General features: G+C 62.9%; 29 protein-coding genes and 2 pseudogenes. 13 read left to right on the top strand and 18 right to left on the bottom strand.

Annotated elements, in window-relative coordinates; genetic code table 11:
* Positions 1 to 92 precede the first annotated feature (92 nt).
* Positions 93 to 1,202 carry a Gfo/Idh/MocA family protein gene (locus NLY37_RS24370; RefSeq protein ID WP_023741268.1) on the top strand — a complete coding sequence of 370 codons (1,110 nt, stop codon included), beginning with the start codon at positions 93 to 95 and terminating at the stop codon, positions 1,200 to 1,202.
* Positions 1,203 to 1,210: 8 nt separating this feature from the next.
* On the opposite strand, the pseudogene NLY37_RS24365 reads toward NLY37_RS24370, so the two are convergent.
* A pseudogene (locus tag NLY37_RS24365) lies at positions 1,211 to 1,908 on the bottom strand (helix-turn-helix transcriptional regulator).
* Positions 1,909 to 2,034: 126 nt separating this feature from the next.
* On the opposite strand from NLY37_RS24365, the gene NLY37_RS24360 reads away from it, so the two are divergent.
* Positions 2,035 to 2,670: a LysE family translocator gene (locus NLY37_RS24360; protein WP_023741269.1), complete on the top strand. Its 636-nt coding sequence runs from the start codon at positions 2,035 to 2,037 to the stop codon at positions 2,668 to 2,670.
* 115 nt (positions 2,671 to 2,785) lie between these two features.
* On the opposite strand, the gene NLY37_RS24355 is transcribed toward NLY37_RS24360, so the two are convergent.
* From NLY37_RS24355 to NLY37_RS24300, 12 genes and pseudogenes are all read right to left on the bottom strand, one after another.
* Positions 2,786 to 3,301: an SRPBCC domain-containing protein gene (locus NLY37_RS24355; RefSeq protein WP_023741270.1), complete on the bottom strand. Its 516-nt coding sequence runs from the start codon at positions 3,299 to 3,301 to the stop codon at positions 2,786 to 2,788.
* Entirely contained in the window at positions 3,279 to 3,638 is a 360-nt protein-coding gene (locus tag NLY37_RS24350; RefSeq protein ID WP_023741271.1) for an ArsR/SmtB family transcription factor, read from the bottom strand. The genes NLY37_RS24355 and NLY37_RS24350 overlap by 23 nt, the downstream gene beginning before the upstream one ends.
* 75 nt (positions 3,639 to 3,713) lie before the next feature.
* Complete coding sequence (locus NLY37_RS24345; RefSeq protein WP_023741272.1) at positions 3,714 to 4,805, bottom strand: 3-deoxy-7-phosphoheptulonate synthase; 1,092 nt, start codon at positions 4,803 to 4,805, stop codon at positions 3,714 to 3,716.
* 89 nt (positions 4,806 to 4,894) lie between these two features.
* Positions 4,895 to 5,020, bottom strand: coding sequence for a hypothetical protein (locus tag NLY37_RS24340; RefSeq protein WP_280938682.1), 126 nt, complete (start codon positions 5,018 to 5,020; stop codon positions 4,895 to 4,897).
* Positions 5,021 to 5,278: 258 nt separating this feature from the next.
* Positions 5,279 to 5,690 (bottom strand): annotated as a pseudogene (locus tag NLY37_RS24335) (type II toxin-antitoxin system VapC family toxin).
* Complete coding sequence (locus tag NLY37_RS24330) at positions 5,687 to 5,950, bottom strand: type II toxin-antitoxin system Phd/YefM family antitoxin (protein ID WP_023741275.1); 264 nt, start codon at positions 5,948 to 5,950, stop codon at positions 5,687 to 5,689. Before NLY37_RS24330 ends, NLY37_RS24335 begins: the two are co-directional and overlap by 4 nt.
* 72 nt (positions 5,951 to 6,022) lie before the next feature.
* A complete protein-coding gene (locus NLY37_RS24325; RefSeq protein WP_023687411.1) occupies positions 6,023 to 6,817 on the bottom strand; it encodes an SDR family oxidoreductase in 795 nt (264 codons plus the stop codon).
* A gap of 30 nt (positions 6,818 to 6,847) precedes the next feature.
* Positions 6,848 to 7,843 (bottom strand): inositol 2-dehydrogenase, encoded by a 996-nt coding sequence (gene iolG, locus NLY37_RS24320; protein WP_023672333.1) that lies wholly within the window; start codon positions 7,841 to 7,843, stop codon positions 6,848 to 6,850.
* Between the two features lie 113 nt (positions 7,844 to 7,956).
* Entirely contained in the window at positions 7,957 to 8,739 is a 783-nt protein-coding gene (locus tag NLY37_RS24315) for an ATP-binding cassette domain-containing protein (RefSeq protein WP_027049093.1), read from the bottom strand.
* A gap of 2 nt (positions 8,740 to 8,741) precedes the next feature.
* Positions 8,742 to 9,818 (bottom strand): ABC transporter permease, encoded by a 1,077-nt coding sequence (locus tag NLY37_RS24310; protein ID WP_023687413.1) that lies wholly within the window; start codon positions 9,816 to 9,818, stop codon positions 8,742 to 8,744.
* Positions 9,819 to 9,979: 161 nt separating this feature from the next.
* Positions 9,980 to 10,921 (bottom strand): sugar ABC transporter substrate-binding protein, encoded by a 942-nt coding sequence (locus NLY37_RS24305; protein WP_023684065.1) that lies wholly within the window; start codon positions 10,919 to 10,921, stop codon positions 9,980 to 9,982.
* 372 nt (positions 10,922 to 11,293) lie between these two features.
* Positions 11,294 to 12,325, bottom strand: a complete 1,032-nt coding sequence (locus NLY37_RS24300) for a LacI family DNA-binding transcriptional regulator (protein ID WP_023672329.1) — start codon at positions 12,323 to 12,325, stop codon at positions 11,294 to 11,296.
* 174 nt (positions 12,326 to 12,499) lie between these two features.
* On the opposite strand from NLY37_RS24300, the gene NLY37_RS24295 reads away from it, so the two are divergent.
* The 3 genes from NLY37_RS24295 (at position 12,500) to NLY37_RS24285 (ending at position 15,237) form a co-directional block, all read left to right on the top strand.
* Positions 12,500 to 13,603, top strand: coding sequence for a fatty acid desaturase family protein (locus tag NLY37_RS24295; RefSeq protein ID WP_286440534.1), 1,104 nt, complete (start codon positions 12,500 to 12,502; stop codon positions 13,601 to 13,603).
* 85 nt (positions 13,604 to 13,688) lie between these two features.
* A complete protein-coding gene (locus tag NLY37_RS24290) occupies positions 13,689 to 14,003 on the top strand; it encodes a MocE family 2Fe-2S type ferredoxin (RefSeq protein WP_023672328.1) in 315 nt (104 codons plus the stop codon).
* Between the two features lie 4 nt (positions 14,004 to 14,007).
* Positions 14,008 to 15,237, top strand: coding sequence for an NAD(P)/FAD-dependent oxidoreductase (locus NLY37_RS24285; protein ID WP_031246034.1), 1,230 nt, complete (start codon positions 14,008 to 14,010; stop codon positions 15,235 to 15,237).
* A gap of 162 nt (positions 15,238 to 15,399) precedes the next feature.
* Here NLY37_RS24285 and NLY37_RS24280 read toward each other — a convergent pair whose 3' ends face one another.
* The 5 genes from NLY37_RS24280 to hslV all read right to left on the bottom strand — a co-directional run bounded on the left by NLY37_RS24280 (position 15,400) and on the right by hslV (position 19,623).
* Positions 15,400 to 16,356 carry a DUF1402 family protein gene (locus tag NLY37_RS24280; protein WP_023741278.1) on the bottom strand — a complete coding sequence of 319 codons (957 nt, stop codon included), beginning with the start codon at positions 16,354 to 16,356 and terminating at the stop codon, positions 15,400 to 15,402.
* Between the two features lie 276 nt (positions 16,357 to 16,632).
* Entirely contained in the window at positions 16,633 to 17,946 is a 1,314-nt protein-coding gene (gene hslU / locus NLY37_RS24275) for an ATP-dependent protease ATPase subunit HslU (protein WP_023741279.1), read from the bottom strand.
* A 4-nt stretch (positions 17,947 to 17,950) separates the two neighbouring features.
* The gene (locus NLY37_RS24270; RefSeq protein ID WP_023695986.1) at positions 17,951 to 18,550 is read right to left on the bottom strand and encodes a DUF2585 domain-containing protein; all 600 of its coding nucleotides are present in this window, start codon (positions 18,548 to 18,550) and stop codon (positions 17,951 to 17,953) included.
* A gap of 4 nt (positions 18,551 to 18,554) precedes the next feature.
* A complete protein-coding gene (locus NLY37_RS24265; protein WP_023741280.1) occupies positions 18,555 to 19,082 on the bottom strand; it encodes a GNAT family N-acetyltransferase in 528 nt (175 codons plus the stop codon).
* Positions 19,072 to 19,623 carry an ATP-dependent protease subunit HslV gene (hslV, locus tag NLY37_RS24260; protein ID WP_023672322.1) on the bottom strand — a complete coding sequence of 184 codons (552 nt, stop codon included), beginning with the start codon at positions 19,621 to 19,623 and terminating at the stop codon, positions 19,072 to 19,074. The genes NLY37_RS24265 and hslV overlap by 11 nt, the downstream gene beginning before the upstream one ends.
* Positions 19,624 to 19,880: 257 nt before the next feature.
* Here hslV and hisB point away from each other — a divergent pair, with 257 nt between their 5' ends.
* The 8 genes from hisB to NLY37_RS24220 are packed head-to-tail and all read left to right on the top strand — an operon-like array spanning position 19,881 to position 24,623.
* Positions 19,881 to 20,480, top strand: coding sequence for an imidazoleglycerol-phosphate dehydratase HisB (gene hisB, locus NLY37_RS24255; protein WP_023741281.1), 600 nt, complete (start codon positions 19,881 to 19,883; stop codon positions 20,478 to 20,480).
* A gap of 4 nt (positions 20,481 to 20,484) precedes the next feature.
* Positions 20,485 to 20,961, top strand: a complete 477-nt coding sequence (locus NLY37_RS24250) for a DUF2628 domain-containing protein (protein ID WP_023741282.1) — start codon at positions 20,485 to 20,487, stop codon at positions 20,959 to 20,961.
* A gap of 1 nt (position 20,962) precedes the next feature.
* On the top strand, positions 20,963 to 21,613 hold the full coding sequence (hisH, locus tag NLY37_RS24245) for an imidazole glycerol phosphate synthase subunit HisH (RefSeq protein ID WP_023710436.1): 651 nt from the start codon (positions 20,963 to 20,965) through the stop codon (positions 21,611 to 21,613).
* Position 21,614: 1 nt separating this feature from the next.
* Complete coding sequence (locus tag NLY37_RS24240) at positions 21,615 to 21,905, top strand: DUF1330 domain-containing protein (protein ID WP_023710435.1); 291 nt, start codon at positions 21,615 to 21,617, stop codon at positions 21,903 to 21,905.
* A 3-nt stretch (positions 21,906 to 21,908) separates the two neighbouring features.
* The gene (gene hisA / locus NLY37_RS24235; RefSeq protein WP_023694622.1) at positions 21,909 to 22,655 is read left to right on the top strand and encodes a 1-(5-phosphoribosyl)-5-[(5-phosphoribosylamino)methylideneamino]imidazole-4-carboxamide isomerase; all 747 of its coding nucleotides are present in this window, start codon (positions 21,909 to 21,911) and stop codon (positions 22,653 to 22,655) included.
* Positions 22,652 to 23,488 carry an arginase family protein gene (locus tag NLY37_RS24230; protein WP_023741283.1) on the top strand — a complete coding sequence of 279 codons (837 nt, stop codon included), beginning with the start codon at positions 22,652 to 22,654 and terminating at the stop codon, positions 23,486 to 23,488. The genes hisA and NLY37_RS24230 overlap by 4 nt, the downstream gene beginning before the upstream one ends.
* Complete coding sequence (hisF, locus tag NLY37_RS24225) at positions 23,485 to 24,291, top strand: imidazole glycerol phosphate synthase subunit HisF (protein WP_023687423.1); 807 nt, start codon at positions 23,485 to 23,487, stop codon at positions 24,289 to 24,291. Before NLY37_RS24230 ends, hisF begins: the two co-directional genes overlap by 4 nt.
* 8 nt (positions 24,292 to 24,299) lie before the next feature.
* Positions 24,300 to 24,623 (top strand): phosphoribosyl-ATP diphosphatase, encoded by a 324-nt coding sequence (locus NLY37_RS24220; RefSeq protein WP_023681408.1) that lies wholly within the window; start codon positions 24,300 to 24,302, stop codon positions 24,621 to 24,623.
* The last annotated feature ends 22 nt before the right edge of the window (positions 24,624 to 24,645 follow it).

Below are 24,645 nucleotides of genomic sequence, written 5' to 3'. Positions count from 1 at the left end.
CAAGAAGGCCATAAAAAATGAGGCAGACATTCCATTCGGAGAAGAAATGGACTAATTCATCCATCGATCGCTTCAGGTATTGGGAGAAAGAAATGGTCGGCGTTGGTCTTATCGGCACGGGTTTCATGGGCAAATGCCACGCCATTGCGTGGAGCGCCGTCGGGGCCGTCTTTCCCTATGTCGCCAAGCCGAAGCTGGTCCATCTCGGCGAGGTCAACGAGGAGCTGGCCAAGCGCAAGGCCGGCGAGTTCGGCTTCGCCAAGGCGTCCGGCGACTGGCGCGCGGTCGTCAACGACCCCGAGGTCGACATCGTCTCCTTGACCACGCCCAACCAGTTCCATCCGGAAATGGCCATCGCCATTCTCGAAGCCGGCAAGCATCTGTGGTGCGAAAAGCCGATGGCGCCGAGCTTTGCCGAAGCAGCGGCGATGGCGGCCGCGGCGAAGAAGTCCGGCAAGGTCGCAGCCCTTGGCTACAACTACATACAGAGCCCGGCCATCCGCCACATCGGCGCGCTGCTCGAGGAAAAGATCATCGGCGAGGTCAACCATCTGCGCATCGAGATGGACGAGGACTTCATGGCCGACCCCGAAGCGCTGTTCTTCTGGAAGCATGAGGCCGCATCCGGCTATGGCGCGCTCGACGATTTCGCCGTGCATCCGCTGTCGCTGGTCTCGACGCTGTTCGGCCGCGTCGCAAAAGTCATCTGTGACATGGCCAAGCCGTATGCCGACCGCAAGCTGGCCGCCGGCGGCCGCCGCGCCGTCGAGACCTACGACATCGCCAGCGTGCTGATGCATCTGGAAAACGGCATTGCCGGCACGCTGCTGGTCAACCGCTCGGCCTGGGGCCGCAAGGGCCGCATCGCCATCCAGATTTTCGGCTCCAAGGGATCGATCCTGTTCGACCAGGAGCGGATGAACGAAATCCAGCTCTATGTCACCGCCGATCGCCCGACCGAACAGGGCTACCGCACCATACTGGTCGCGCCGCACCACAAGCCTTACGACGCCTTCCTCCCGGCGCCTGGCCATGGCCTCGGGTTCAACGACCTCAAGATCATCGAGTGCCACGAATTGCTGACGCGGCTTGCCGGCAAGCCGGCACGGGTCATCGAATTTGCCGAAGGGCTGGAGATCGAGCGCACCGTGCATGCGATGGCGAGGTCGTTCGAGGAGAAGCGCTGGGTGGATGTGCGGTAAGATCCGCTTCAGCCGCCAGCGACAGCGTTCGCCTCCCAGCCACTGACCCAGACCTGCCGCAGGCGATCGCCTTCGCCCTTGAAGCGCAGCCCGGTCGCCCGGCAATCCGCGATGCGGTCGCTGCGGAAATTGCGGATGGCCTGGCGCAATTCGCACCAGGCGACGATGTTGGCGGTCTCTGAATAGTAGATCAGCGCGATCGGACGGATCAGCCGCTCGGAGGCGCGGCCGATTTCGTCGCGATAGGACAGGTCGAGCTTTTCCTCGTCGCGGATTGCGCGGCGCACCAGCGCCAGATCGATGGTGCCGATTGCCGGTGCAGCGAACCCCCAGACATGCAGTGCGTTGGCGTCGAACGCCTGGCGCAACGGCGGCGGCACGGCGCCGGCGATCTTGGCGCTGACGCGCTTGGCCGCTGCTTGAGCTCGCTGTCTCCCGTGCGCTCCAGCAGCGCCAGCGACAGGACGATCGCCTCCATCTCCTCGATCGAAAACATCAGCGGCGGCAGGTCGAAGCCGGGCCGCAATATATAACCGATACCGCGCCCGCCTTCGATCGGCACGCGCATCGCCTGCAGTGCGGCGATGTCGCGATAGATCGAACGCATCGTGACTTCCAGCTGCCCGGCGATCATGGCTGCCGTCACCGGCTGCCGCGCCAGCCGCAGGATCTGGATAATCTCGAACAGCCGCGACGCCTTGCGCATTTCCTCTCCCTGATGAACGCTACTGACACATCCCCGTCAGTTGGGATGATTTATTGGACTGCCTATCGGGTTGAAAATCAACAAATTCCTCCACGGCACCCCAGCAGGAAGCGACAGGCAACTGACATGAGCTACACGGAAAATCTCTGGCTGTTCTTTATCCTGCTGTCCGGCATCATCATCGTACCCGGGATGGACATGCTGTTCGTGCTTGCCAATGCGCTCACCGGCGGCCGCGACCGGGGCCTCGCCGCCACCGGTGGCATCATGGTCGGCGGCATCGTGCACACGCTGAACGGCGCCATCGGCGTCGGCCTGCTGATGCATTTCGTACCGATCCTGTACAAGCCGCTGCTGATAGCCGGCGCCGCCTACATGGCCTTCATCGGCATCTCGCTGATGCGCAGTTCCATCACCGTCGGCCACGACGGGCCCGCCGGCAGCCGTACGGCCTGGAAGGCCTTTCGCCAGGGACTGGTGACCTGCCTGATCAACCCGAAGGCCTATCTCTTCATATTTGCCGTCTATCCGCAGTTCCTGAAGCCGGATTACGGCCCGATCTGGATGCAGGCGACGGTCATGGGCTTGCTGACGATGCTGACGCAGGCCGCCATCTATGGCGGGCTCGCCATCACCGCCGGCCGCAGCCGCAATCTGCTGGTGGCCAATCCGCGGGCGACCGCTTTTGCGGGCCGGGCGGCCGGACTGCTGCTGTTTGCGGTCTCGGTGTTTACGGCATGGGAAGGGTTGAGGGCAGCGTGATCCCGATCAAGCGATGACGCCGCGTTTCTTCGCCTCGGCGCGGCGCTTGCGGATCACTGTCCCGGTCTTTTCGTCGTCGAGGGCGGCAGCTACCCCGTCCGCGAGACCGATGACGTCATGACCGCCTCACGCCCTCGCCCAAGACGACGAGAAGCTCGTCCAATTGCTCGAACGTCTCGCCCATCGCATCCGCCGCCCCGGTACCGGCCGCGTCGAGAGCCTCCTTCGAGGGATAGAGTTCGTGCATGACCAGCAGCGTCTTGCCACCCTTTTCCTCGAAGGTCAGCGTGGTGACGGGTCCACCGTCACCACCTTCCTCATTGGTCCAGACGAGGCGTGAGTGGGGTGTCACTTCGATATACCTGCCGAAGAATTCGTGAAGGTCCGAGTCGTCGTGGCCGAACACCAGGCGGTACCTGCCTCCGGTACGAGCATCCATCTCGCATGAACGCAGGAACATGCCCATCGACTTCGGCACCCACCACTGCTTGAACAGCTCGGGCTTGGTCCACGCCTCGAACACGATGCGCGCCGGACCGTTGACCGTTCGCGTGACGACCAGCTCCCGTTCGGACTTCCGTTCGACCGTGGTGCGGCTGTTCGTGGGCTCACTCTCGGTTCTTTGGCGCATTGGCTTTCTCCTTCCGTTTCAATTCCTCGACAACCTTGTCCAACTCGTTGAAGCGTGCGTCCCAGAGCAGGCGGTGCCGCTCGATCCAGGCCGCCTCTTCCTCCAGTCCGCGCAGGCCGAGCTTGCAGGTCCGCACGCGGCCAACCTTCTGCGTGGTGACGAGCCCCGCCTGCTCCAGGACGCCGACGTGCTTCTTCATGCCCGTGAGGGTCATGTGGAACTTTCCGGCAAGCTCGGTGATCGAAGCGTCTGCGCGTCCGAGCTGCTCCAGAACGCCACGCCGGGTGGCGTCCGAGAGCGCGGCGAACGAGGAATCCAAGTCGGTATACTGAACCATACGGTTCAGTATTTAGCAGACCGGTTGCCGAGGTGCAAGGGGAGCCGCAGCGTCCTTCCCGCGCATCGCCTCGTATCAGGCGGCGCCCGGCCGGTTCTCCATCATGGCGCGGCGGGCTGAGCGGCGCCATTCTACGGCGCCGGCGAGGCCGTGCAGCACCGTCTCTGTGGTCGCCCAGTCGATGCAGCCATCTGTGATGCTCTGGCCATAGACGAGCGGCTTGCCTGATACCACGTCCTGCCGGCCGGCGACGAGATTGCTCTCGATCATGACGCCGATGATACGCTCGTCCCCTGCTGCCACATGGCCGGCGACATCGGCCGCCACCTTCGGCTGGTTCTCCGGCTTCTTGCTCGAGTTGGCGTGGCTGACATCGATCATCAGACGGGGGGCGACGCCGATGCGGGCAAGTTCGACCGAGGCCGCCTCGACGCTCGCCGCATCGTAATTCGGCTGAACGCCGCCGCGCAGGATGACGTGGCAGTCCTCATTGCCGGTAGTAGTCGCAATGCCGCTGCGTCCGCCCTTGGTCACCGCCATGAAATGATGCGGCTGGGCGGCGGATTTCACCGCCTCGGCGGCGATCCTGAGATTGCCGTCGGTGCCGTTCTTGAAGCCGACCGGGCAGGACAGGCCGGAAGCCAGTTCGCGGTGGATCTGGCTCTCGGTGGTGCGCGCGCCGATGGCGCCCCAGGCGACGAGGTCGGCAATGTATTGCGGCGTCGTCATGTCGAGGAATTCGGTCGCTGCGGGCAGGCCGAGATTGTTGACCGCCGACAGCACGTTGCGCGCCATCCTGAGCCCCTTGTCGATGTTGAAGCTGCCGTCGAGATCGGGATCGTTGATAAGGCCCTTCCAGCCGACAGTCGTGCGCGGCTTTTCGAAATAGACCCGCATGACGATCTCCAACCGGTCGGACAGGGTCTCGCGCAGCGCCACTAGCCGGCTGGCATAGTCAACGGCCGCGACCGGGTCGTGGATCGAACACGGGCCAACGATGACAAGCAGCCGGTCGTCGGTGCCGTTCAAGATGGCATGGGTGGCGTTGCGTGATGCGCTCACGGTGCGCGTTGCCGTCAGCGTGCGCGGGATCTCCCGCATCACCTCGTCCGGCGTACTCAATTCTCGGATTTCCTTGACCCGAAGATCGTCTGTGGTGGTCAACACGGCTTTCTGCTCCTGTTTTTAGGAGACCTGCCGGCTGATACAAAAAAGCCGCCAGGTCTGGCGGCTGTTCGGACTTGTTGCTGCAATCTTCAGATCGAGCGCAATCCTCCCGCCGCCAGCGAGCTCGTAAAGTACCAATAGGTGGCGGTCAGGTTGATCATGAGGCTCATATAGTCGATGCCGAGGCGCTTGTCACGTGGGGTATGCGGAGACAATTCGGGATGGGCCGAATCCTCGCGATTTCGTCATCCCTGGGCGGAGCAGGAGCGAAGCTCCGTCGCGGAGACCCTGGGATCCATTCCGTGACCTGGGCCGTGGAGTGCGGCGGAGCAGAATTCTGGACCGTAGCAGCGCTCTGAAGTCGCGGCATGGATCCTCGGGTCTGCGCTGCGTCGCCACGCTCCTTGCTCCGCCCGTGGATGACGAAGTGCCGGCGGTTCGCCAATCGCCAACACGTATAACGCGGAGCGCGCTCATGCGGTCCAGGGATCGAAGAGTTCAAGCCCAAAGCCTTCGAAATCTTTCGTATTGCACGTTGCCAAGGTGAGCTCGTGCGCAATCGCAGTTGCTGCGATCAGGCCGTCCATCGACGATAGACCACGACCGCGGCGCTTGCCAAACCCATCAGGTCGCCCAGGCCAAGGCAACCGCATCGTCCACCGGCAAAACCCGCTGTTCGAAGCGCTGGGGCAGGTCCCGGGCGAGCCATTCGGCCACCGCCTCGCGTTTGCGGCCCTCATCCATCAGAGAGACGCCGCGCCGGATCTCGGCGATCGATACTACGCTGATGAGGAGCGGTCCTCATCAAGCTCGTCCAGCCAGCCCAGGACACGTGCGTCAGGCGCTGGCCTCGGACAGGACATTCGTGTCGAGCAGCAGTCTCACAGCGGCAGGTCACGCGGTTCGTCGCGCTGACGTTCAAGCTCGAGATCGGCGCCGCGCAGCGGCGAGTCCAGCAGGAACTCGGCAAGCGTACCCTTGCGTGCGATCTTGCGCTGCCATTCCTCGGCCGAGACGACAACCACGCTTGGTTTGCCGTTCTTGGTGATCGTCTGCGGCGAGGACTGTGCGCGCTCGATGACCTCGGAGAGCCGGGCTTTTGCCCCGGCAACCGTCCAGTTGGTGTCTTTGGATGACGTTAGCATCGCATCCCTCGTGACTAGCCTGACTATCATGACTATCTGGGAATGGCGATGTTGCTGCAACAGGGTTTGAAGCTACTCCGGCGAGGTCCCCGCGACGTTCTGGTCATAGTCGACCAGCGAGCCGGTCATGACACCGGATTGCGGGCTGGCCATGTAGCTGATCAGCCGCGCCAGTTGGTCGGGCTTCACCAGTTGGCCCATGGGCTGGCCGGCCTCTGCCTTTGCCAGCCAGTCGTCGGAGGCACCGTGCCATTTCTTCTGCACGATGTCCTCGCCCTCGGTGTCCATCCAGCCCGGCAGAACGGCGTTGCAGCGGATGCGGTTGGAGCGATAGGCGTTGGCGACGTTCTTGGTCAGTGTCGCCAGTGCACCCTTGCTCGATGAATAGGGCGCCAGGAACGACTGGCCGCAATGCGCCGACATAGAGAGCACGTTGACGATCGAGCCCGGCGCCTTCTTGTCCAGCAGATGCGCCACCACGCCCTGCATCAGGAAGAAGGGACCACGCACATTGGTGTGGAAAATCTGGTCGAACACCTCTTCCGAAGTTTCGACAAGTGAACCACGCGCGGACGTGGCGGCGGCGTTGACCAGCGCGTTGATGGTGTCGAAATGCGAGACGGCGGTGGCCACGGCGCGCTTGCAGTCCGCCACTTTCGAGACGTCGGCGCTGATGAAGATCGCATCGACGCCTGCCTTCTTGAAGTGGGCGACAGCCTTGTCGCCCTTCTCCTGCGAACGGCCGATCAGCGCCAGCGCCTTGCAGCCTTCGTCGGCCAAGGCCTCGGCAACGGCGAAGCCGATGCCTTGCGCGCCGCCGGTGACGATGGCGCGCGTGTTCGAATTGCGATCGGCTGATGTGCTCATCGCTCTGCTCCTGTGCCCTGGTTTCGGTTCTTACTTGTCGAGGCGGACGGTCTTGCCCGATGTCGCCGATTTCAGCGCCGCATCGGCCAGCTTCAGCGCCACGAGGCCGTCGGCGCCGCTCGGCGATGCCTTCTTGCCCGAGGTTGCAGCAGTGATGAAGGCGGCAATCTCGATGGCGTAGGCGTCGAGATAGCGGGTCATGAAGAAATCGTGCAGCGGCGGGCGGGTGTAACCCTTCTCGTTGGCGACTTCGATCGACACCGGCCGCTGGTTTTCGGCGGCGACCATGCCCTTGGACCCATGCACCTCGATGCGCTGGTCGTAGCCATAGGTGGCGCGTCGCGAATTGGAGATGACGGCCTGCTTCCCGGACGCGGTTTCGAGGATGACGCTGACCGAATCGAAATCGCCGGCCTCGCCGATCTTCTTGTCGACCAGCACCGAAGCATGGGCGCTGACCGCCGCCACCTCTTCGCCGAGCAGGAAGCGCGCCATGTCGAAATCGTGGATGGTCATGTCGCGAAAAATGCCGCCCGAGCGCTTGATGTAATCGACCGGCGGCGCGCCCGGATCGCGCGAGGTGATGGTGACCATCTCGACAGTACCGATGGCGCCGTCGTCGATCGCCTTGCGCACGGCGGCGAAATGCGGATCGAAGCGGCGGTTGAAACCGACCATCAGCGTCGCCTTGGCCTTGTCGACCACGGCCAGGCATTTCTCGACACGCTTGACGTCGAGGTCGATCGGCTTCTCGCAGAAGATCGCCTTGCCGGCCTTGGCGAAACGCTCGATCAGATCGGCATGGGTGTCGGTCGGCGTGCAGATGACCACGGCGTCGATGTCCTTGGCCTTCTCGATCGCGTCGATGGTGCGCACTTCGGCGCCATAGGCGGTTGCCAACTCGGTCGCCGCCTTTTCAAAAGCGTCGGCAACGGCCACCAGTCTGGCCTGCGGGTTGGAGCCGACGGCGCGGGCATGGACCTTGCCGATGCGGCCGGCACCGAGGAGGGCGAAACGAACAGTCATGGGGTATTTCCTCTAGGGGGATGGGTTCGAGAGAGTTGTGTCTCCACCTTCCTTTTGAGAAAGGTGGCAAGATAATTTTTCGAGCACGCCAGAAAACAGGATGACCATCCTGTTCAGGCCGCGAGTTCCGCCTCCCCGGTCTTGGCGCCGGTGATGTAGGAGACGATGTCGTTGCCGTCGGTGTTTTCCTTGCGCAGGTTGGCGACGATGCGGCCGCGCCGGAAGACGACGATGCGGTCGCACAGGTCGAACACCTGGCGCATGTTGTGGCTGATCAGGATCAGCGGCTCGCCATTGTCCTTCAGCGTGCGGATGATGTTTTCGACCTGCGCCGTCTCCTGCACGCCAAGGGCTGCCGTCGGCTCGTCCATGATGATCAGCTTGGAGGCGAAGGTCGCGGTCCGGGCGATCGCAACGCACTGGCGCTGGCCGCCCGACATGTGACGGATGGTGTTGGACAAATTGGGGATTTTCACTGCCGTGCGGATCAGCGCCGCCTCGGTCGCCTTGCGCATGTATTTGCGGTCGAGGATCGAGAACGGCCCGAGATTGAAAAGCACCTTTTCGCGGCCGAGGAACAGGTTCGACGGCACGTCGAGATCGTCGGCCAGCGCCAGATTCTGGAACACGGTCTCGATGCCCGCCGTTCGCGCTTCGATCGGCCCGGCAAAATTCACTTCCCTGCCGTCGAACCAGATCTGGCCGCTGGTGCGTTGCTCGACGGCGGTGATCTGGCGCACGAAGGTGGATTTGCCGGCGCCATTGTCGCCCATGATGGCGACATGCTCGCCCTTGCGCAGCTCGAAATTCGCGCCTTCCAGCGCATGGACGCCGCCATAGCGTTTGGTCAGGTTTTCGGTCTTCAGGACGATGTCTGTCGTGGAGATATCTGGCATGGTCAAGCCCTCAATGCCCGCATGCGCTGGCGCCATTGGTCGAGAACGACCGCGCCGACGATGATCACGCCCTTGACCATCTCCTGATAGTAGGCGTCGAGGCGCAGGAAGGTGAAGCCGGAAATGATGACGCCGAAGATCAGCGAGCCGATCACCGTGCCGACGATCGAGCCGCGGCCGCCCGACAAAGAGACGCCGCCGATGACCGCCATGGCGATGGCGTCGAGCTCGTACATGACGCCCATGCCGGACTGTGCCGTCAGGTTCTTGGAGGATAGCACGACGGCGGCCAGCGCGGCGAGGATGCCGGCAATGACATAGACGAGGATCTTGTGGTTGGCGATCTTGATGCCCGACATGCGCGCGGCATCCTCGTTGGAGCCGATGGCGTAGCAGTGCTTGCCGTAGCGTGTGTAGGTCATGATCAGCTGGAACAGCACCGCCAGCGACAGGAAGATGATGACCGGCATCAGGCCCTTGCCGATACCAGCGAAACTTTCGGTCGGAAACGAGATCGGCTGACCCTTGGACCACCATTTGGCAATGCCGCGCGCGGTCACCATCATGCCGAGCGTGGCGATGAACGGCGGAATGCGCGTGTATGCAATCAAGGAGCCGTTGACGAGACCGGCGAGCAGACCGCAGCCGATGGCGACCAGCACCGGCACGATGACCGGCAGGTCGGTCCAGCCTTGCGCCAGGAACATCGCCTTGGGGTTGGGGTTACCGTTGACCGTCGCCACCTGGGCAAAACTCATGGCGATCATGGCGGTGGCGCCGACGATCGAGCCCGAGGACAAGTCGATGCCGCCGCAAATGATCACCTGCGTGACGCCGATGGCGATGATGCCGACGATCGACACCTGCAGGATGATGATCTGCAGGCGGGCCTCATTGAAGATCCCGGCGACGTTGTCGCGCGTGTTGAACAGGAAGCTGTCGCCAAGAAAGATGCGGCCGATCATTTCGAAGATGACGACCAGAATGACCAGCGCCAGGAAGACGTTGAATTCGGCCGGCCATGTCCGCCTCTTCGCGTCATAGCTGACCCCGCCGACGCCATGAGATGTCTGTGACATGCCTTGTCCTCCGTGAGGCCGCATTTGCCCTTCCGCCCCTCAGGGCGGTGGGGGAAGCGGGAGCGGCGCGGTTGCGCCGCTCTCTTGTTTGTTTGTCGCAATTCCGGACGGAAAACCGCTTCACACTTTTTCCTGGAATTGCTTACGCGTGGGTTGCCGGCTCAGTTCTTCTTCAGGAACTTGTCGATGTTGGCCGGCGTAACCAGCTGGAAGGGCACGTAGACCTTGTGCTCGACCTTCTCGCCCTTGGCGAGCTTCAGTGCCGCGTCGAGCGCGCCGGCGCCCTGGCCGGCCGCATCCTGGAACACGGTGGCATCGAGGTCGCCGGCCTGCATGGCGGCAAGCGCGTCCTGCGTGGCGTCGACACCGCCGACGACGACCGTCTTCATGTCGATGTTGGCGGCCTTCATCGCCTGGATGGCGCCGATGGCGCTTTCATCATTGTTGGCGATGACGCCGTCGAACGGCTTGCCGGTTGACAGCCAGTTGGTCATCAGGTTCTGCGCTTCGTCGCGGTTCCAGTTCGAAGTCTGCTTGTCGATGATCTTGATGAAGCTGCACTCCGGCGTGGCGATCACCTCTTCGATGTCCTTGGTGCGCTGCACGGCGGCCTGGTTGGAAAGCTCGCCCATGATGACATAGACATTGGCTTCCTTCTTGCCGGCCTCGGTGAACAGGCGGCAGACTTCCTTGGTCTCGAGCGTGCCGGAATCGGCCTCGTTCGACGCGACGAAGGCCTGGTTGTCCGGCAGCGTGTCGACATTGACCGGCTGGCGGTTGACATAGACCAACGGGATCTTGGCGGCTGCGGCGGCGTCCGACATCGCCTGCGTGGCCGAGGTGTCGACCGGGTTGACGATGATGGCGTCGACGCCCGAGGCGGCGAAGTTCTTGATCTGGTCGAGCTGCTTGGCGACGTCGTTCTGCGCGTCCTCGACCTGCAGTTCCACGCCGCTCATGCCCTTGGCCTGCTCGATCATGCCGTTGCGCAGCACGGTGAGGAAGTTGTCGTCGAACTTGGCCATCGACACGCCGACCTTGGCGGCAAAAGCGGACGAACTCATCAGCGCCGCAAAGGCGACGCCCAAAATCAGTTTCTTCATTGTGTTTCTCCTCCACATTGGTGTCCGGCTGCACCGATCTACCCGGAATCCCCGATAGCCCGAGGAATCTCTCCCTGATGCCTTCCTGTTCCGTATGGCGTTTTGTCCAAGCGATGGAACGCCAGGCTCCCAGTTTGAAACAGATGTTCCGGAACGAAAGAACCAAAATACCAATCTGATGAAATATTTATTCCATTTTTTCGCGAGACGTCAAGAGCGATTCCTAAGTCGGAAAGCGGATTTTCGGTCGCCTCGCCGCAATTTCACGTCGAATCAAGGCCGGCAGCGGCACAGGCCGTGTCTGAAGGCAGACTCTGATAGATTCTATCATCGCCGGAGAGCCCGCGCCGAACGGGTCGGCGCGGCAACGCGTTAGATATTTTCCGGCAGATATATGTCGAAGGGCAGAAAGGTCTGGCCCGGCGCGTTGGCGGCGCCGGCCTCGATGGAATGCGCCATCAGGTCGACAAGCTCGCGGCACAAGGCGGCGAGCGGCGTCGAGATCACCATGGTCAGGATGTTGTCGGCGAGTGCCGCGCGCGATTCGGCGTTGATCTCGTTGCAGACGACCACCGGCATGCTTGCGGGCTTCGCAGCCCGCAGCGCCGAGACCGCGCCTTCCATGCCGCCGCCGGCGACATAGCAGCCGGCAAGATCCGGATACCGCACCAGGAGATCGATCATCGCATCGTGGGTGACCTGGTTGGCTTCCAGATTGACCAGCGTTTCCATCACCGTGAAGTCCGGCGCATGTTCGCGGAAGAAGGAGCGAAATCCGATCTCGCGCAGTTCATGACCGTGGAAGCGATGACTGCCGACGAAAAGGGCGACCTTGCCGGGGTTCTTTGCCGCCCTGGCGATCATCCAGGCCGCGGTGCGACCGACCTTGCGATTGTCGAGGCCGACATATCCCTCACGGATGCCAGCGGCAAAGTCGGACAGCAGCGAGAAGACAGGTTGCCCCCTCGCTTTCAGCGACTCCACGACCGCCGTCAGCGTCGGATGGTCCGGACCGACAACGGCGATTGCTCTGGATTTCGCTGCCAGCTTGCGCATCTGGGCGGCGATCTCGTCGGCGGCTAGCGAGCTGGCGAAATCGATGGTGGCGACGCCGCGGAAGCGCTGCGATTGCGAGACCGCCATTTCTAGCTCCCTCGCGAAATCGCCGTAAAAAACATCATTGCCCCGCAGCAGCAGAAAGCCGAGGCGGTATTCCGGCAATTCCTGGCGCATGCGCCGCTTGATCAGCCCGGCGGCGTGGTAGCCGATGCCGGTCGCCGCCTCATAGACGCGGCGCGCGGTTTCCTCGCGCACCGGCAGCCGGTTGTTCAGCACCCTGTCGACAGTGGCGACGCTAACGCCGGAGATGCGCGCCAGATCGGTGATGGTTGGCCGTTTTGCCATGACTGTCCCGCATGAGTGCCTGCAACTGCTTACATCGTTCTGATGGAAAATGATAGAAACTATCTTTGTGATATTGAGACTATCACCGCATGGCGCTATTTTGCGCTCGGACACAAGCGCCTGTAATGGACATATCCGTCCTGACGGATGCTGTGGCCGACGGAGGCAGCCCCTATGGAAGCGACACTATCCACACTACCGTTTCGGCGCGACTACAGCCTGATGGGCCGCGATTCCAAGCTCGCCGTCGAGACCGGGCTGGCGGCGGCCGAGTGGTATCACACCGATATTCCGCGCAAGCAGATGAAGGAGCTGATGCAGCGCTCCGACGGGCCGGCGATCCGCGACACCGCGATCTGGCTGGCCGCGCTGATCCTGAGTGCCGCCGGCGGCGCCTGGTTCTGGGGCAGCTGGTGGTGCGTGCCGTTCTTCTTCGTCTATGGCGTGCTCTACGGCTCCTCCACCGACTCACGCTGGCACGAATGCGGCCACGGCACCGCCTTCCGCACCCAGTGGATGAACGACGCGGTTTACCAGATCGCCTGCTTCATGATCATGCGCAATCCGGTGACCTGGCGCTGGAGCCACACCCGCCACCACACCGACACCATCATCGTCGGCCGCGACCCGGAAATCTCCGTCATGCGGCCGCCGGATCTGTTCCGGGTCGCGCTTGGCTTTATCGGCGTGCTGGATGCCTGGCATGCGATGTCGGACATGCTGCGCAATGCCGCCGGCAATATCAGCGCGGCGGAAAAGACTTTTATCCCCGAACAGGAGCAGCCTAAGGCCATTCGCATCGCCCGCATCTGGACGGCGATCTATGCCGTGACCATCGCGATCGCACTGTATTTCGGCTCATGGCTGCCGCTGATGCTGGTCGGGCTGCCCCGGCTCTACGGCGCCTGGCATCATGTCATGGTCGGCCTGCTGCAGCATGGCGGGCTGGCGGAAAATGTCATCGACCACCGGCTGAACAGCCGCACCGTCTACATGAACCCGGTCAGCCGCTTCATCTACTGGAACATGAACTATCACGTCGAACACCACATGTTCCCGATGGTGCCCTATCATGCGCTGCCTAAACTGCATGCGCTGATCAAGCACGATCTGCCGACGCCGACGCCGTCGATCCTGGCCGGCTATCGTGAGATGATCCCGGCCTTTTTGCGCCAGCTGCGCAACGAGGACTATTTCCTCAAGCGCGAACTGCCGCCAACGGCGCGGCCCTATCGCGAGGAACTCCACAACGACGCCGTCGCCGCCGCGGCGGAATGATCGCGCGATTAAGCTTTTGTTTCGACGCAACTCCGAACGGAAAACCGCAACGCACTTTTCCTGGAATTGCTTTTGGGAGGAACACATGAGCGACTGGATCGAAGCCTGTGCTGCCGGCGACATCGACGAAGAAGATGTGATGCGCTTCGACCATGGCGGCCGCACCTTCGCCATCTATCGCAGCCCTGACGACGATTATTTCGCCACGGATGGCCTGTGCACGCACGAAAAGGTGCATCTGGCCGACGGGCTGGTGATGGACGACATCATCGAGTGCCCCAAGCACAATGGCCGCTTCAATTACAAGACGGGGGCGGCACGGGGCGCGCCGGTTTGCGTCAATCTCGCCACCTATCCGGTAAAGGTCGAGGCCGGCAAAGTGCTGATCCAGATCGGATAGGACCATGCAGGCGGGAATGGTCATCATTGGCGCCGGCGAGTGCGGCGGGCGGGCAGCGCTGACACTGCGCGAGCTGGGCTATGACGGGCCGGTGACGCTGGTGGGTGACGAACCCCATCTGCCCTATGAGCGGCCGCCCCTGTCCAAGGACGCAATGACGAGCGACGCGGCCGAGATCAAGACGATCGCCAGCGACGAAATTCTGGCCGAGAAATCGATCCGGCATATCCATTCCGTTCAAGCGGTGGCGATCGACCGCCCGGCGCATATGGTGCGGCTGTCGGACGGTTCGGCCCTGCCCTACGACAAGCTGCTGCTGGCGACCGGCTCGACACCGCGCAAGCTGCCGATGCCGGGATTGGGGTCGCGCTGCGTCTACCTCCGCACCTTTGCCGACGCGCTGGCCATTCGCGCCCACCTCAGCCCGGCAAACCGCATCGCCATCATTGGTGGTGGCTTTATCGGCCTGGAGCTCGCCGCTTCGGCGCGCAAGCTCGGGGCCAGCGTCACGGTCATTGAGGCGCAGCCGCGCATCCTCATGCGCGGGGTGCCGGCGGAGATCGCTGAAATCATCCATCAGGCGCATGAGGCCGAAGGCGTGACCGTGCTCACCGGTCAGGGCATCGCTGATATCGCCGACGACGGCGCTGAGGTGCACATCATGCTCGCCGATGGGCAGGACATCGTCGCCGATCTCGCCGTCATCGGCATCGGCGCCGTGCCGGTGACCGGGCTTGCCGCGGAAGCGGGCCTGACCGTCGATAACGGCATCGCCGTCAATGGCGAACTCCAAACAATCGATCCCGACATCTTCGCCGCCGGCGATTGCTGCTCGTTTCCGCTCGCTGTCTATGCTGGCCGGCGGGTAAGGCTGGAAGCCTGGCGCAATGCGCAGGAACAGGGTGCGCTGGCCGCGAAGAACATGCTGGGCGCCCGCGAGGCGCATGCCGCGGTGCCATGGTTCTGGTCGGATCAGCATGGTTTGTCGCTGCAGATCGCCGGCCTTCCCGACGAGGGCAAAAGCACGGTCCGCCGCGATCTCGGCGACGGTGCTTTTATTCTGTTTCATCTGGCCGAGGATGGCACGCTGGTGGCGGCGAGCGGCATCGGTACGGGCAATGCCGTGGCGCGCGACATCAGGCTGGCCGAGATGCTGATCGCGAAACGGGCACAGCCGGCGCCGGAGGCGCTGGGATCGCAGGCGGTCAAATTGAAGTCGCTGCTGGCGGCGTGAACCCACCCTCCCCTTGTGGGGGTCCGAAGGACGGGCGAGACCCGTGGCTCGCCTCGGCAAGTCGCTGCGAAGCAGCGAGGTGGGGGCGGCGCAGACCCCCACCCGGACCTTCGGTCCGACCTCCCCACAAGGGGGAGGTAGGGGCCTTGAGCTTCAAACCACCTAAAACAGCGCCTTCAGCTCGTCCAGCTTGTCGTTGACCAGCCAGCCGTAATAATTCTCCTCGGGCAGTTTGACCGCCTCACCCGCCGCGCGGCGCTTGTCGTTCTCGGCCTTCAGCGCATAGGCGCGCTGCTCGGGATTGCCGACATTGTAGAGCGTGGCGGTCAGCCCCGGATTGCCTGAGATGTCGAAGCCGGCAATGTTTTTGTAGGCGTCGATCGACTTCCTGATCGTCGCTGCGACGTAGGGCAATGTCAGATCCGGATCCATGATGGTCTTGTAGACCCCATTGGGATCGGCGACATCGAGCTCGGGCAGCCCCGACACCTTGTGCACGAGATCGCTCATCTGCAGCGCGGTCAGCGGGTTGAGCTGGCCGAGGCCAAAGGTCTGGCCGGCATAATAGGGCTGGAAGAAGGTGGCGCCGAAACGGTCGTTGGGAAAGCTGGTGCCGCCGACGGTCTTGCCGCGGAAGGAGCGGTTCCACACCTGCTCGCGGCATTCCCACAGGTCGTAGCTGTCCGACATCGTGCACTTCTTGAATTCCGGCCGCTGCACGAAATCGGTGATGTCCTCGCCGTCATAGGCGAAGGACAGCTTGCTGGAGAGGTAGGAGATCGCCTTGACGTAGTAGGTCTGCAGCCGGTCGTAGGCATCGACATTGTAGGTGTGCTCGCCGACGATGGCGCCGACGATGTGCGAGGGGTTGATGCCGTAAGCGGCAGCCGCCTTCCTGATCTTGGCGCGCAATTCGGCGTCGTTCTGCAACAGAGCGTAGATCTTGCGGTATTTGGCCTGGAAGGTGGTGTTGGTGGCCTGGGTGCGGCGGCTGGAGGCGCCCGGTATGTCAGGCTGCACGACATTGCGGTTGCCCGCCGGCACCAATGTCGCCGCGTCAGCCGCGAACAGCGTCGCCGCCAGCGTCAAGCCGAGAATGAGCAGGATCAGTTTTTTCATGCGCCGCCGCCTAGAGAATTGCCGCGCAAATTAGGTAAAGCTCCCGGTCGAGTCGAGAGCGCCCTTGCAGCCAGCAAGACGAAAGGTGGCCGCATGATACCATCCGGCCACACACGATGATGTTTGCCGGAAACTGTTGCCTAAGCATCGGCCCAAAAATCGAAACCGATTTTTGGAAAGTCCGATGCGTCGATTCAATACTGTTAGAGCGACCTTTGCGCGTCCAAAGGACGCGCGGCGCTCTAATACCGGCGCCGGATGAACCGGCGCCCTCGTTTAAAGGATGAATCGCGACAAATCTGTGTTTCGCGAGAGGTCGCCGACATGCTTTTCCACATAGGCGGCATCGATGGCGACGCTGGTGCCGTTGCGGTCGGGCGCGTCGTAGGAGATCTCGTCCAGCACGCGCTCCATCACCGTCTGCAGGCGTCTCGCTCCGATGTTTTCGACGCTAGCGTTGAGGTCGACAGCGATGCCGGCCAGCGAATCGATGGCATCGTCGGTGAAGGTGAGGTCGACGCCTTCGGTCTTCATCAGCGCGATATACTGCTTGATGAGGCTGGCCTCGGTCTCGGTGAGGATGCGAATGAAATCGTCCTTCTCCAGCGCCCGCAACTCGACACGGATCGGCAGGCGGCCCTGCAATTCCGGCAACAGGTCGGACGGCTTGGAGACATGGAAGGCGCCCGAGGCGATGAACAGTATGTGGTCGGTCTTCAACGGTCCGTATTTGGTCGCAACCGTCGTGCCTTCGATCAGCGGCAGCAGGTCGCGCTGCACGCCTTCGCGCGAGACGCCGGCGCCCATGCCACCTTCGCGCGAGGCGATCTTGTCGATCTCGTCGAGGAAGACGATGCCGTCATTTTCGGTCGCATCCAGCGCCCGGCGCACGACTTCGTCCTGGTCGAGCAGCTTGTCGGACTCGTCGTTGACCAGCAGCGCGTAGGATTCCTTGACCGTCGTCTTGCGCGCCTTGGTCTTCTTGCCACCCATCGCCTTCGACAGCATGTCGTTGATGTTGAGCACGCCGATATTGGCGCCCGGCATGCCGGGGATCTCGAAGCCGGGCATGCCGCCGGTGCCGGCGTCGGCAACCTCGATCTCGATCTCCTTGTCATCGAGCTCGCCGTCGCGCAGCTTCTTGCGGAAGCTATCGCGGGTCGCCGGGCTCGCCGTCTTGCCGACCAGGGCTTCCAGCACGCGCTCCTCGGCATTGAGGTGCGCGCGCGCCTTCACGTCCTCGCGCATCTTCTCGCGCACCAGGCCGATGGCGATCTCGACCAGATCGCGGATGATCTGCTCGACATCGCGGCCGACATAGCCGACTTCGGTGAACTTGGTGGCCTCGACCTTGACGAAAGGCGCACCGGCGAGTCGCGCCAGGCGGCGCGAGATCTCGGTCTTGCCGACGCCGGTCGGGCCGATCATCAGGATGTTCTTCGGCATCACCTCTTCGCGCATCTGGCCTTCCAACTGCTGGCGGCGCCAGCGGTTGCGCAAGGCAATGGCCACGGCGCGCTTGGCGTCCTTCTGGCCGATGATGAAGCGGTCGAGTTCCGAAACGATTTCACGGGGAGAGAAGGTGGTCATATCACTAGATTCCACTTTGCCACTGCTTGATGGACTCGAACGGATGCAGCAGCATGATCACGTTGAGCGTCAGATTGTCCCGGATGAGGTAGCCGACACCCAGTTCGAAGATGAGGGCGAGGCCGACGATGCTCCATATAGGTAGCTTTCGCGCCATCACAAATCCCAGCACCATGGCCAGTGTGTCGGACACCGAATTGATGATCGAGTCGCCATAGTAATCCAGCGAAATGGTACCGGCGCGGTAGCGCTCGATGATGAACGGGCTGTTTTCCAGGAGTTCCCAGCCGCCCTCGATGACGACGGCGAAAGCCAGGCGCAGACCGATTGGCGAGCGCGGGAACAGGAACCAGGCCAAGGCGTAGAACAGGAAGCCGTGGATGATGTGCGAGAACGTGTACCAGTCGGAAATATGCTGGGAATTCTCCGAACTGTTCACCACACCGTGCCAGAGTTTGACGTAACCGCAGGTGCAGATCGGCGTGCGGCCCATGCCGTAAAGCGCGCCGGCCTGGAAGATGAGCAGAGCGAGCACGAGCAGAAGCCCCATCCGCCAGCTGTCTTCGTAGGCCGAGTAATTTTTGGCAGTTCCCGGTGTCGCCATCAACTCATTCCCCTTCTTCCGCGTCGCCGTCTTCGGCATCGGCAGCCATCAGCACGACGTCCCCATATCTAGAGTGCCTGCGATCGATAGCCCTGAAGCCCGCTTTTTCATAGGCGCGGATGGCGCGGCCATTGTCGGGATGCGGATCGATGATGATGCGCGGCGCGCCTTCATCGAACAGTTGCTCGACGAATTGCCTGACGATCGCCGAGCCATGACCTTTGCCAACCAGGTCCGGCACGCCGATCGACAGGTCGATGCCGAGCGTGCCCAACGGCTGGTCGGCATAGGGATGGCCATCTTCCAGATGCGGATCGTAGCTCTGCAGATAGGCGATCGGCCTGCCGTCGAACTCGACGATCAGCGGCTCTACAGAAATTGAGTCAATGTGCTCCCGGATTTCGGCGATTTCCGTCTCAGGATCGTCCCACCATCCGGCGACATGCGGCTCGGCCAGCCAGCCGGCGATCATCGGCAGGTCTTTTTCGGTAACCGGTCGAAAATCATAGAGCACCGGCGGGTTAGCCGGCATCGAGCGTTTCGACAACAAAGTTGTTGTTGGTATAGACGCAAATGTCGGAGGCGATCTGCATCGCCTTGCGGGCGATCTCCTCGGCATCCTTGTCGCTGTCCATCAGCGCGCGGGCAGCGGCCAGCGCATAGTTGCCGCCGGAACCGATGGCCATGACGCCGAATTCGGGCTCTAGCACGTCGCCGGTGCCGGTGAGCGCCAGCGAAACCGACTTGTCGGCCACCAGCATCATCGCTTCCAGCCGGCGCAGATAACGGTCGGTGCGCCAGTCCTTGGCGAGCTCGACGCAGGCGCGCGTCAACTGGTCCGGATATTGTTCGAGCTTGGCTTCCAGCCGCTCCAGAAGGGTGAAAGCGTCCGCTGTGGCGCCGGCGAAACCGGCAATGACATTGCCGCCCTTGCCGATGCGGCGCACCTTTTTGGCGTTGCCTTTCATGATGGTCTGGCCAAGGCTGACCTGGCCGTCGCCGGCGATCACCACCTTGTTACCCTTACGCACCGTCACGATGGTCGTGGCGTGCATGCTCAGTTCATTGGACATCTGCTGCTCCGATTCGCGCGATCCCGATAAGGCGATTGGCGCGGGATTTCGATCGGCCATATGTATGCATGGGGCTAACGATTGCAAACCGCCTCCGCCATGGGCCGATAGCGGTCCGCATCGCAACTGGCCATCGCAGGATCATGCTGCTAGAAGGCTTTCGTTTTCAAGCAAATGAGCGCCTGGAGGCATTGTCTTTTCGTTTCGCCCCGGTCAGTTGCCAAAAGTGTCGTATGCCCAAAGACAAGGACAAGGTCATGGCGTCCCGTACCGCCGAAGTCAGCCGCAAGACCAAGGAAACCGAGATCAGCGTCTCGGTCCACGTCGACGGCACCGGAAAATCCGAGATGTCGAGCGGCGTCGGCTTCTTCGACCATATGCTGGACCAGCTCTCGCGCCACTCGCTGATCGACATCACGGTGAAGGCCAAGGGCGACCTGCACATTGACGACCACCACACGGTCGAGGACACCGGCATTGCGATCGGCCAGGCGCTGGCCAAGGCGCTGGGCGAGCGGCGCGGCATCATGCGCTATGCCTCTGTCGACCTTGCCATGGACGAGACGCTGACGCGGGCCGCGATCGACGTGTCGGGCCGTCCGTTCCTGGTCTGGAATGTCGCCTTCTCTTCGCCGAAGATCGGCACGTTCGACACCGAACTGGTGCGTGAATTCTTCCAGGCGCTGGCGCAGAATGCCGGTATCACGCTGCATGTCACCAACCATTATGGCGCCAACAATCACCATATTGCTGAGACCTGCTTCAAGGCGGTGGCGCGCGCGCTGCGTTTCGCACTGGAGCGCGACCCGCGCCAGCCCGATGCAGTTCCCTCCACCAAGGGATCTCTGAAAGGGTAGGCTGATGGCCATCTATGTCGTGATGGAACCGCCAGGCCGCACCGAGGCGGCCGACGCACCCATTTTTGTCCGCGACGGTTTTTCCTGGCTGGCTTTCCTGGTGGCGCCGCTGTGGCTCGCCTGGCACAGGCTGTGGATCGAGGCGGCGCTCGCCTTCGTCGCCATGGGGCTCATCTCGGTGCTCGGCCAATGGCTGGGACTGGACTGGGCCGGCTCCGCACTGTCTTTACTGGTCTCGCTCTATATAGGGCTGGAAGGCCAAGGGCTGCGGATCACAGCGCTGCGCCGCCGCGGCTGGCATGAATGGGGCGTCGTCGAAGCCGACAATCCTGACGATGCCGACATTCGCCAGTCACTGGACGCCGAGGCGCTTGCCGACGAGCCGGCGCCGCTGCCGCGCATCGTGCCGGACGCCAGCCTGGCCCGGCCGACGCAGACCGGGCTGACGCTGGGCCTGAGCCATACGCCGGGAAAAGCCTGAGATGCGGGTTGCCATCATCGATTACGGGTCGGGCAATCTGCGCTCGGCCACCAAGGCCTTCGAGCGCGCCGCGCATGAAGCCGGCATTGCCGCTGCCATCGAGCTGACCGCCGATGCCGAGCGTGTGCGCAGCGCCGACCGCATCGTTTTGCCCGGCGTCGGCGCCTATGCCGATTGTGCGGCGGGCCTGCGCGGCGTCGCCGGCATGTGGGAAGCGGTGGAAGAGGTAGCGATCGCCAAGGCGCGGCCGTTCCTCGGCATCTGCGTCGGCATGCAGCTGATGTCGGAGCGCGGCCTGGAAAAGACCGTGACCAAGGGCTTCGGCTGGATTGCCGGCGACGTCACGGAGATCACGCCCGCCGATCCGGCACTGAAGATCCCGCAAATCGGCTGGAACACCATCGATCTGGAGCGCAAGCACCCGCTGTTTTCCGGCATTGCAACCGGACCCAAGGGTCTGCACGCCTATTTCGTTCATTCCTATCATCTCGACGCGACAAAGCCGGACGAGGTGCTGGCCGTCGCCGATTATGGCGGCCCGGTAACGGCGGCGGTCGCGCGCGGCAACCTTGCCGGCACGCAATTCCATCCGGAAAAGAGCCAGGCGCTCGGCCTGGCACTGATCACCAACTTCCTGCGCTGGAGGCCTTGAGATGAGCAAGAAGGGTTACTGGATGGCGATGGTCGATGTGACCGATCCGGAAAACTATCCGAAATACATCGCCGCCAACAAAGCGGCGTTCGACAAATACGGCGCGAAATTCCTGACGCGAGGCGGTCAGTCGTCATGCCCGGAAGGGCCATCCGGCAATCGCCATGTGATCGTCGAGTTCGAAAGCTACGAGATCGCGCTGGCTTGCTTCCATTCCCCCGAATACCAGGCAGCGCTGAAATTCCGGCGCGCTTATTCGACCTCGCATTTCGCCATTGTGGAAGGGGTCTGAACGGTGATCCTGTTTCCGGCCATCGACCTCAAGGACGGCAAGTGCGTGCGGCTGAAGCACGGCGATATGGCGACCGCGACCATCTACAATGACGACCCTGCGGCCCAGGCCAAGGCCTTCGAAGAGCAAGGGTTTGAATGGCTGCATGTCGTCGACCTCAACGGCGCCTTCAAGGGCCAGAGCGTCAACAGCGCGGCGGTCGGCGCCATCCTCAAGGCGACGAAAAACCCGGTGCAGCTCGGCGGCGGCATCCGCACGCTGGCGCAGATCGAGGACTGGCTCGACCGCGGGCTGGCCCGCGTCATCCTCGGCACGGTGGCGGTGCGCGATCCCGACCTGGTCCGGGAAGCCTGCAAGGAATTTCCTGGAAAGATCGCCGTGGGCATCGATGCCAAGGGCGGCAAGGTGGCGGTCGAAGGCTGGGCCGAGGCCTCCAGCCTCGGCGTCATCGAACTGGCGCGGAAATTCGAGGGCGCCGGCGTTGCCGCCATCATCTACACCGATATCGACCGCGACGGCGTTCTGACCGGCATCAACTGGGATGCCACGATCGATCTCGCCGACGCGGTCTCGATCCCGGTCATCGCCTCGGGCGGGCTGGCTTCGATCGCCGACATCGTGCGCATGACCATGCCCGATGCGAAGAAACTGGAAGGCGCCATCTCCGGCCGCGCGCTCTATGACGGGCGCATCGACCCGGCCGAGGCGCTTGCGGTGCTGCAGGGCAAGGCGATGGAGACCCGGCCGTGAAAATTTCCATCATCCTGGCCTCCTATGACAGCGGCCACTATCACGGCGGCATGGGCCGAGGCCCGGATGCACTCGTCGCCGGCGGGCTGGTCGACGCGCTGACGCTCTCCGGGCATGACGTCGTCGTCACCGATATCGGCAGGGTTGGCGACGAACAGCAGCGCGAGATCGCCACCGGCTTTGCCGTGTGCGGCGCCGTCTCCGGCGAGGTCCGCATCGCCATAGACCGCGGCCGGCTTCCCATCGTGCTGGCCGGCAATTGCCTGACATCGGCCGGTGCGGTTGCCGGCGAGGATGCCGATGCGATCATCTGGGCCGACCAGCATGGCGATCTCAACACGCCGGAGACGTCCATCTTCGGCTTTCTCGACGGCATGGCGCTGGCCACGGTTCTCGGCCTGTGCTGGAAGCCGATGGCCTCGGCCATCCCCGGCTTCAAGCCGATCGATCCGGCGCGCTGCGTGCTGGTCAACGCGCGCGATCTCGATCCGGCCGAAACAGAGCTGTTGAAGACGTTGCCGGTCATCCGCACCGAATGCCCGGACTGGGCGACGGCGAGCACCAGGCTGAAGGCGCCGGATGCGAAGCGGGTGCACCTGCATCTCGATCTCGACGTGCACGACCCCGGGGCGCTGCAGGCCAACCGCTACACCACGCCCGGCGGCCCGGAGCCGAAACAGCTGCGCCAGGCTGTCTGCGGCATGGCCGGCCTGCTGCCGATTTCCGGCATCACCATTTCCGCCTACGATCCGGCGTTCGATGCGCAGGCCGAGGTTCCGCCGCTGGTCGGCGAACTGCTCAGCGAGTTGCTGGCGACGATGGAGAAGGGCTGATGCTGAAGGCCCGAGTCATCCCTTGCCTCGACGTCAAGAACGGCCGCGTCGTCAAGGGCGTCAATTTCGTCGACCTCATCGATGCCGGTGATCCGGTCGAGGCGGCCAAAGCCTATGACGCGGCCGGCGCTGACGAGCTTTGCTTTCTCGATATCACCGCGTCGTCCGACAACCGTGAAACCATCTTCGACGTCGTCGCCCGCACCGCCGAACAATGCTTCATGCCGCTGACCGTCGGCGGCGGCGTGCGCCAGGTGGCCGATATTCGCAAACTGTTGCTGGCCGGCGCCGACAAGGTGTCGATCAACACTGCGGCGGTGAAGAACCCCGATTTCGTCGCGGAAGCCGCCGACAAGTTCGGCAACCAGTGCATTGTCGTCGCCATCGACGCCAAGAAGGTGTCGGCACCCAATGAAGCCGACCGCTGGGAGATCTTCACCCATGGCGGCCGTGAAAAGACCGGCATCGATGCGGTCGAGTTTGCGCGAAAAATGGTCGATCGCGGCGCCGGCGAGATTCTTTTGACCTCGATGGACCGTGACGGCACCAAGGCCGGTTACGACATTGCGCTGACCCGCGCGATAGCGGATGCGGTGCGCGCGCCGGTGATCGCGTCGGGCGGCGTCGGCACGCTCGATCATCTGGTCGAGGGCATTCGCGACGGCCATGCCGGCGCCGTGCTCGCCGCCTCGATCTTCCATTTCGGCACTTACACGATTACGGAAGCCAAGGCGCATATGGCCGAGGCCGGGCTGCCGATGCGGCTGGACTATCCGGTTCAATCCACTCCACAAAGGCTGTAGACTGCGCCATGGCTGAATTTTCGCTGTCCGATCTGGAAACGATCATTGGCGAACGCGCCCGTTCCGGTGACCCGGACTCGTGGACGGCAAAACTGTTCGCCAAAGGCATCGACAAGGCGGCGCAGAAGCTTGGTGAAGAGGCAGTCGAGACCGTCATTGCCGCCGTCAAGGGCGACGAGAAAGCCCTCGTTTCCGAAAGTGCCGATCTCATATATCATTGGCTCGTCGTGCTTGGCATGGCCGGCGTTTCGCTGGGCGAGGTGCTGAAGGAGCTTGAGGGCCGCACCGGCCGTTCGGGCGTCACTGAAAAGGCATCCCGGCCGAAAGGCTGACCGCGAGAGCCGGATGATTTCG

The sequence above is a fragment of the Mesorhizobium sp. C395A genome, assembly GCF_030323205.1.
Taxonomy (GTDB): domain Bacteria; phylum Pseudomonadota; class Alphaproteobacteria; order Rhizobiales; family Rhizobiaceae; genus Mesorhizobium.
The sequence above is the reverse complement of the archived record's forward strand: the minus strand, read 5'-3'. Positions and strand labels throughout refer to the sequence as shown.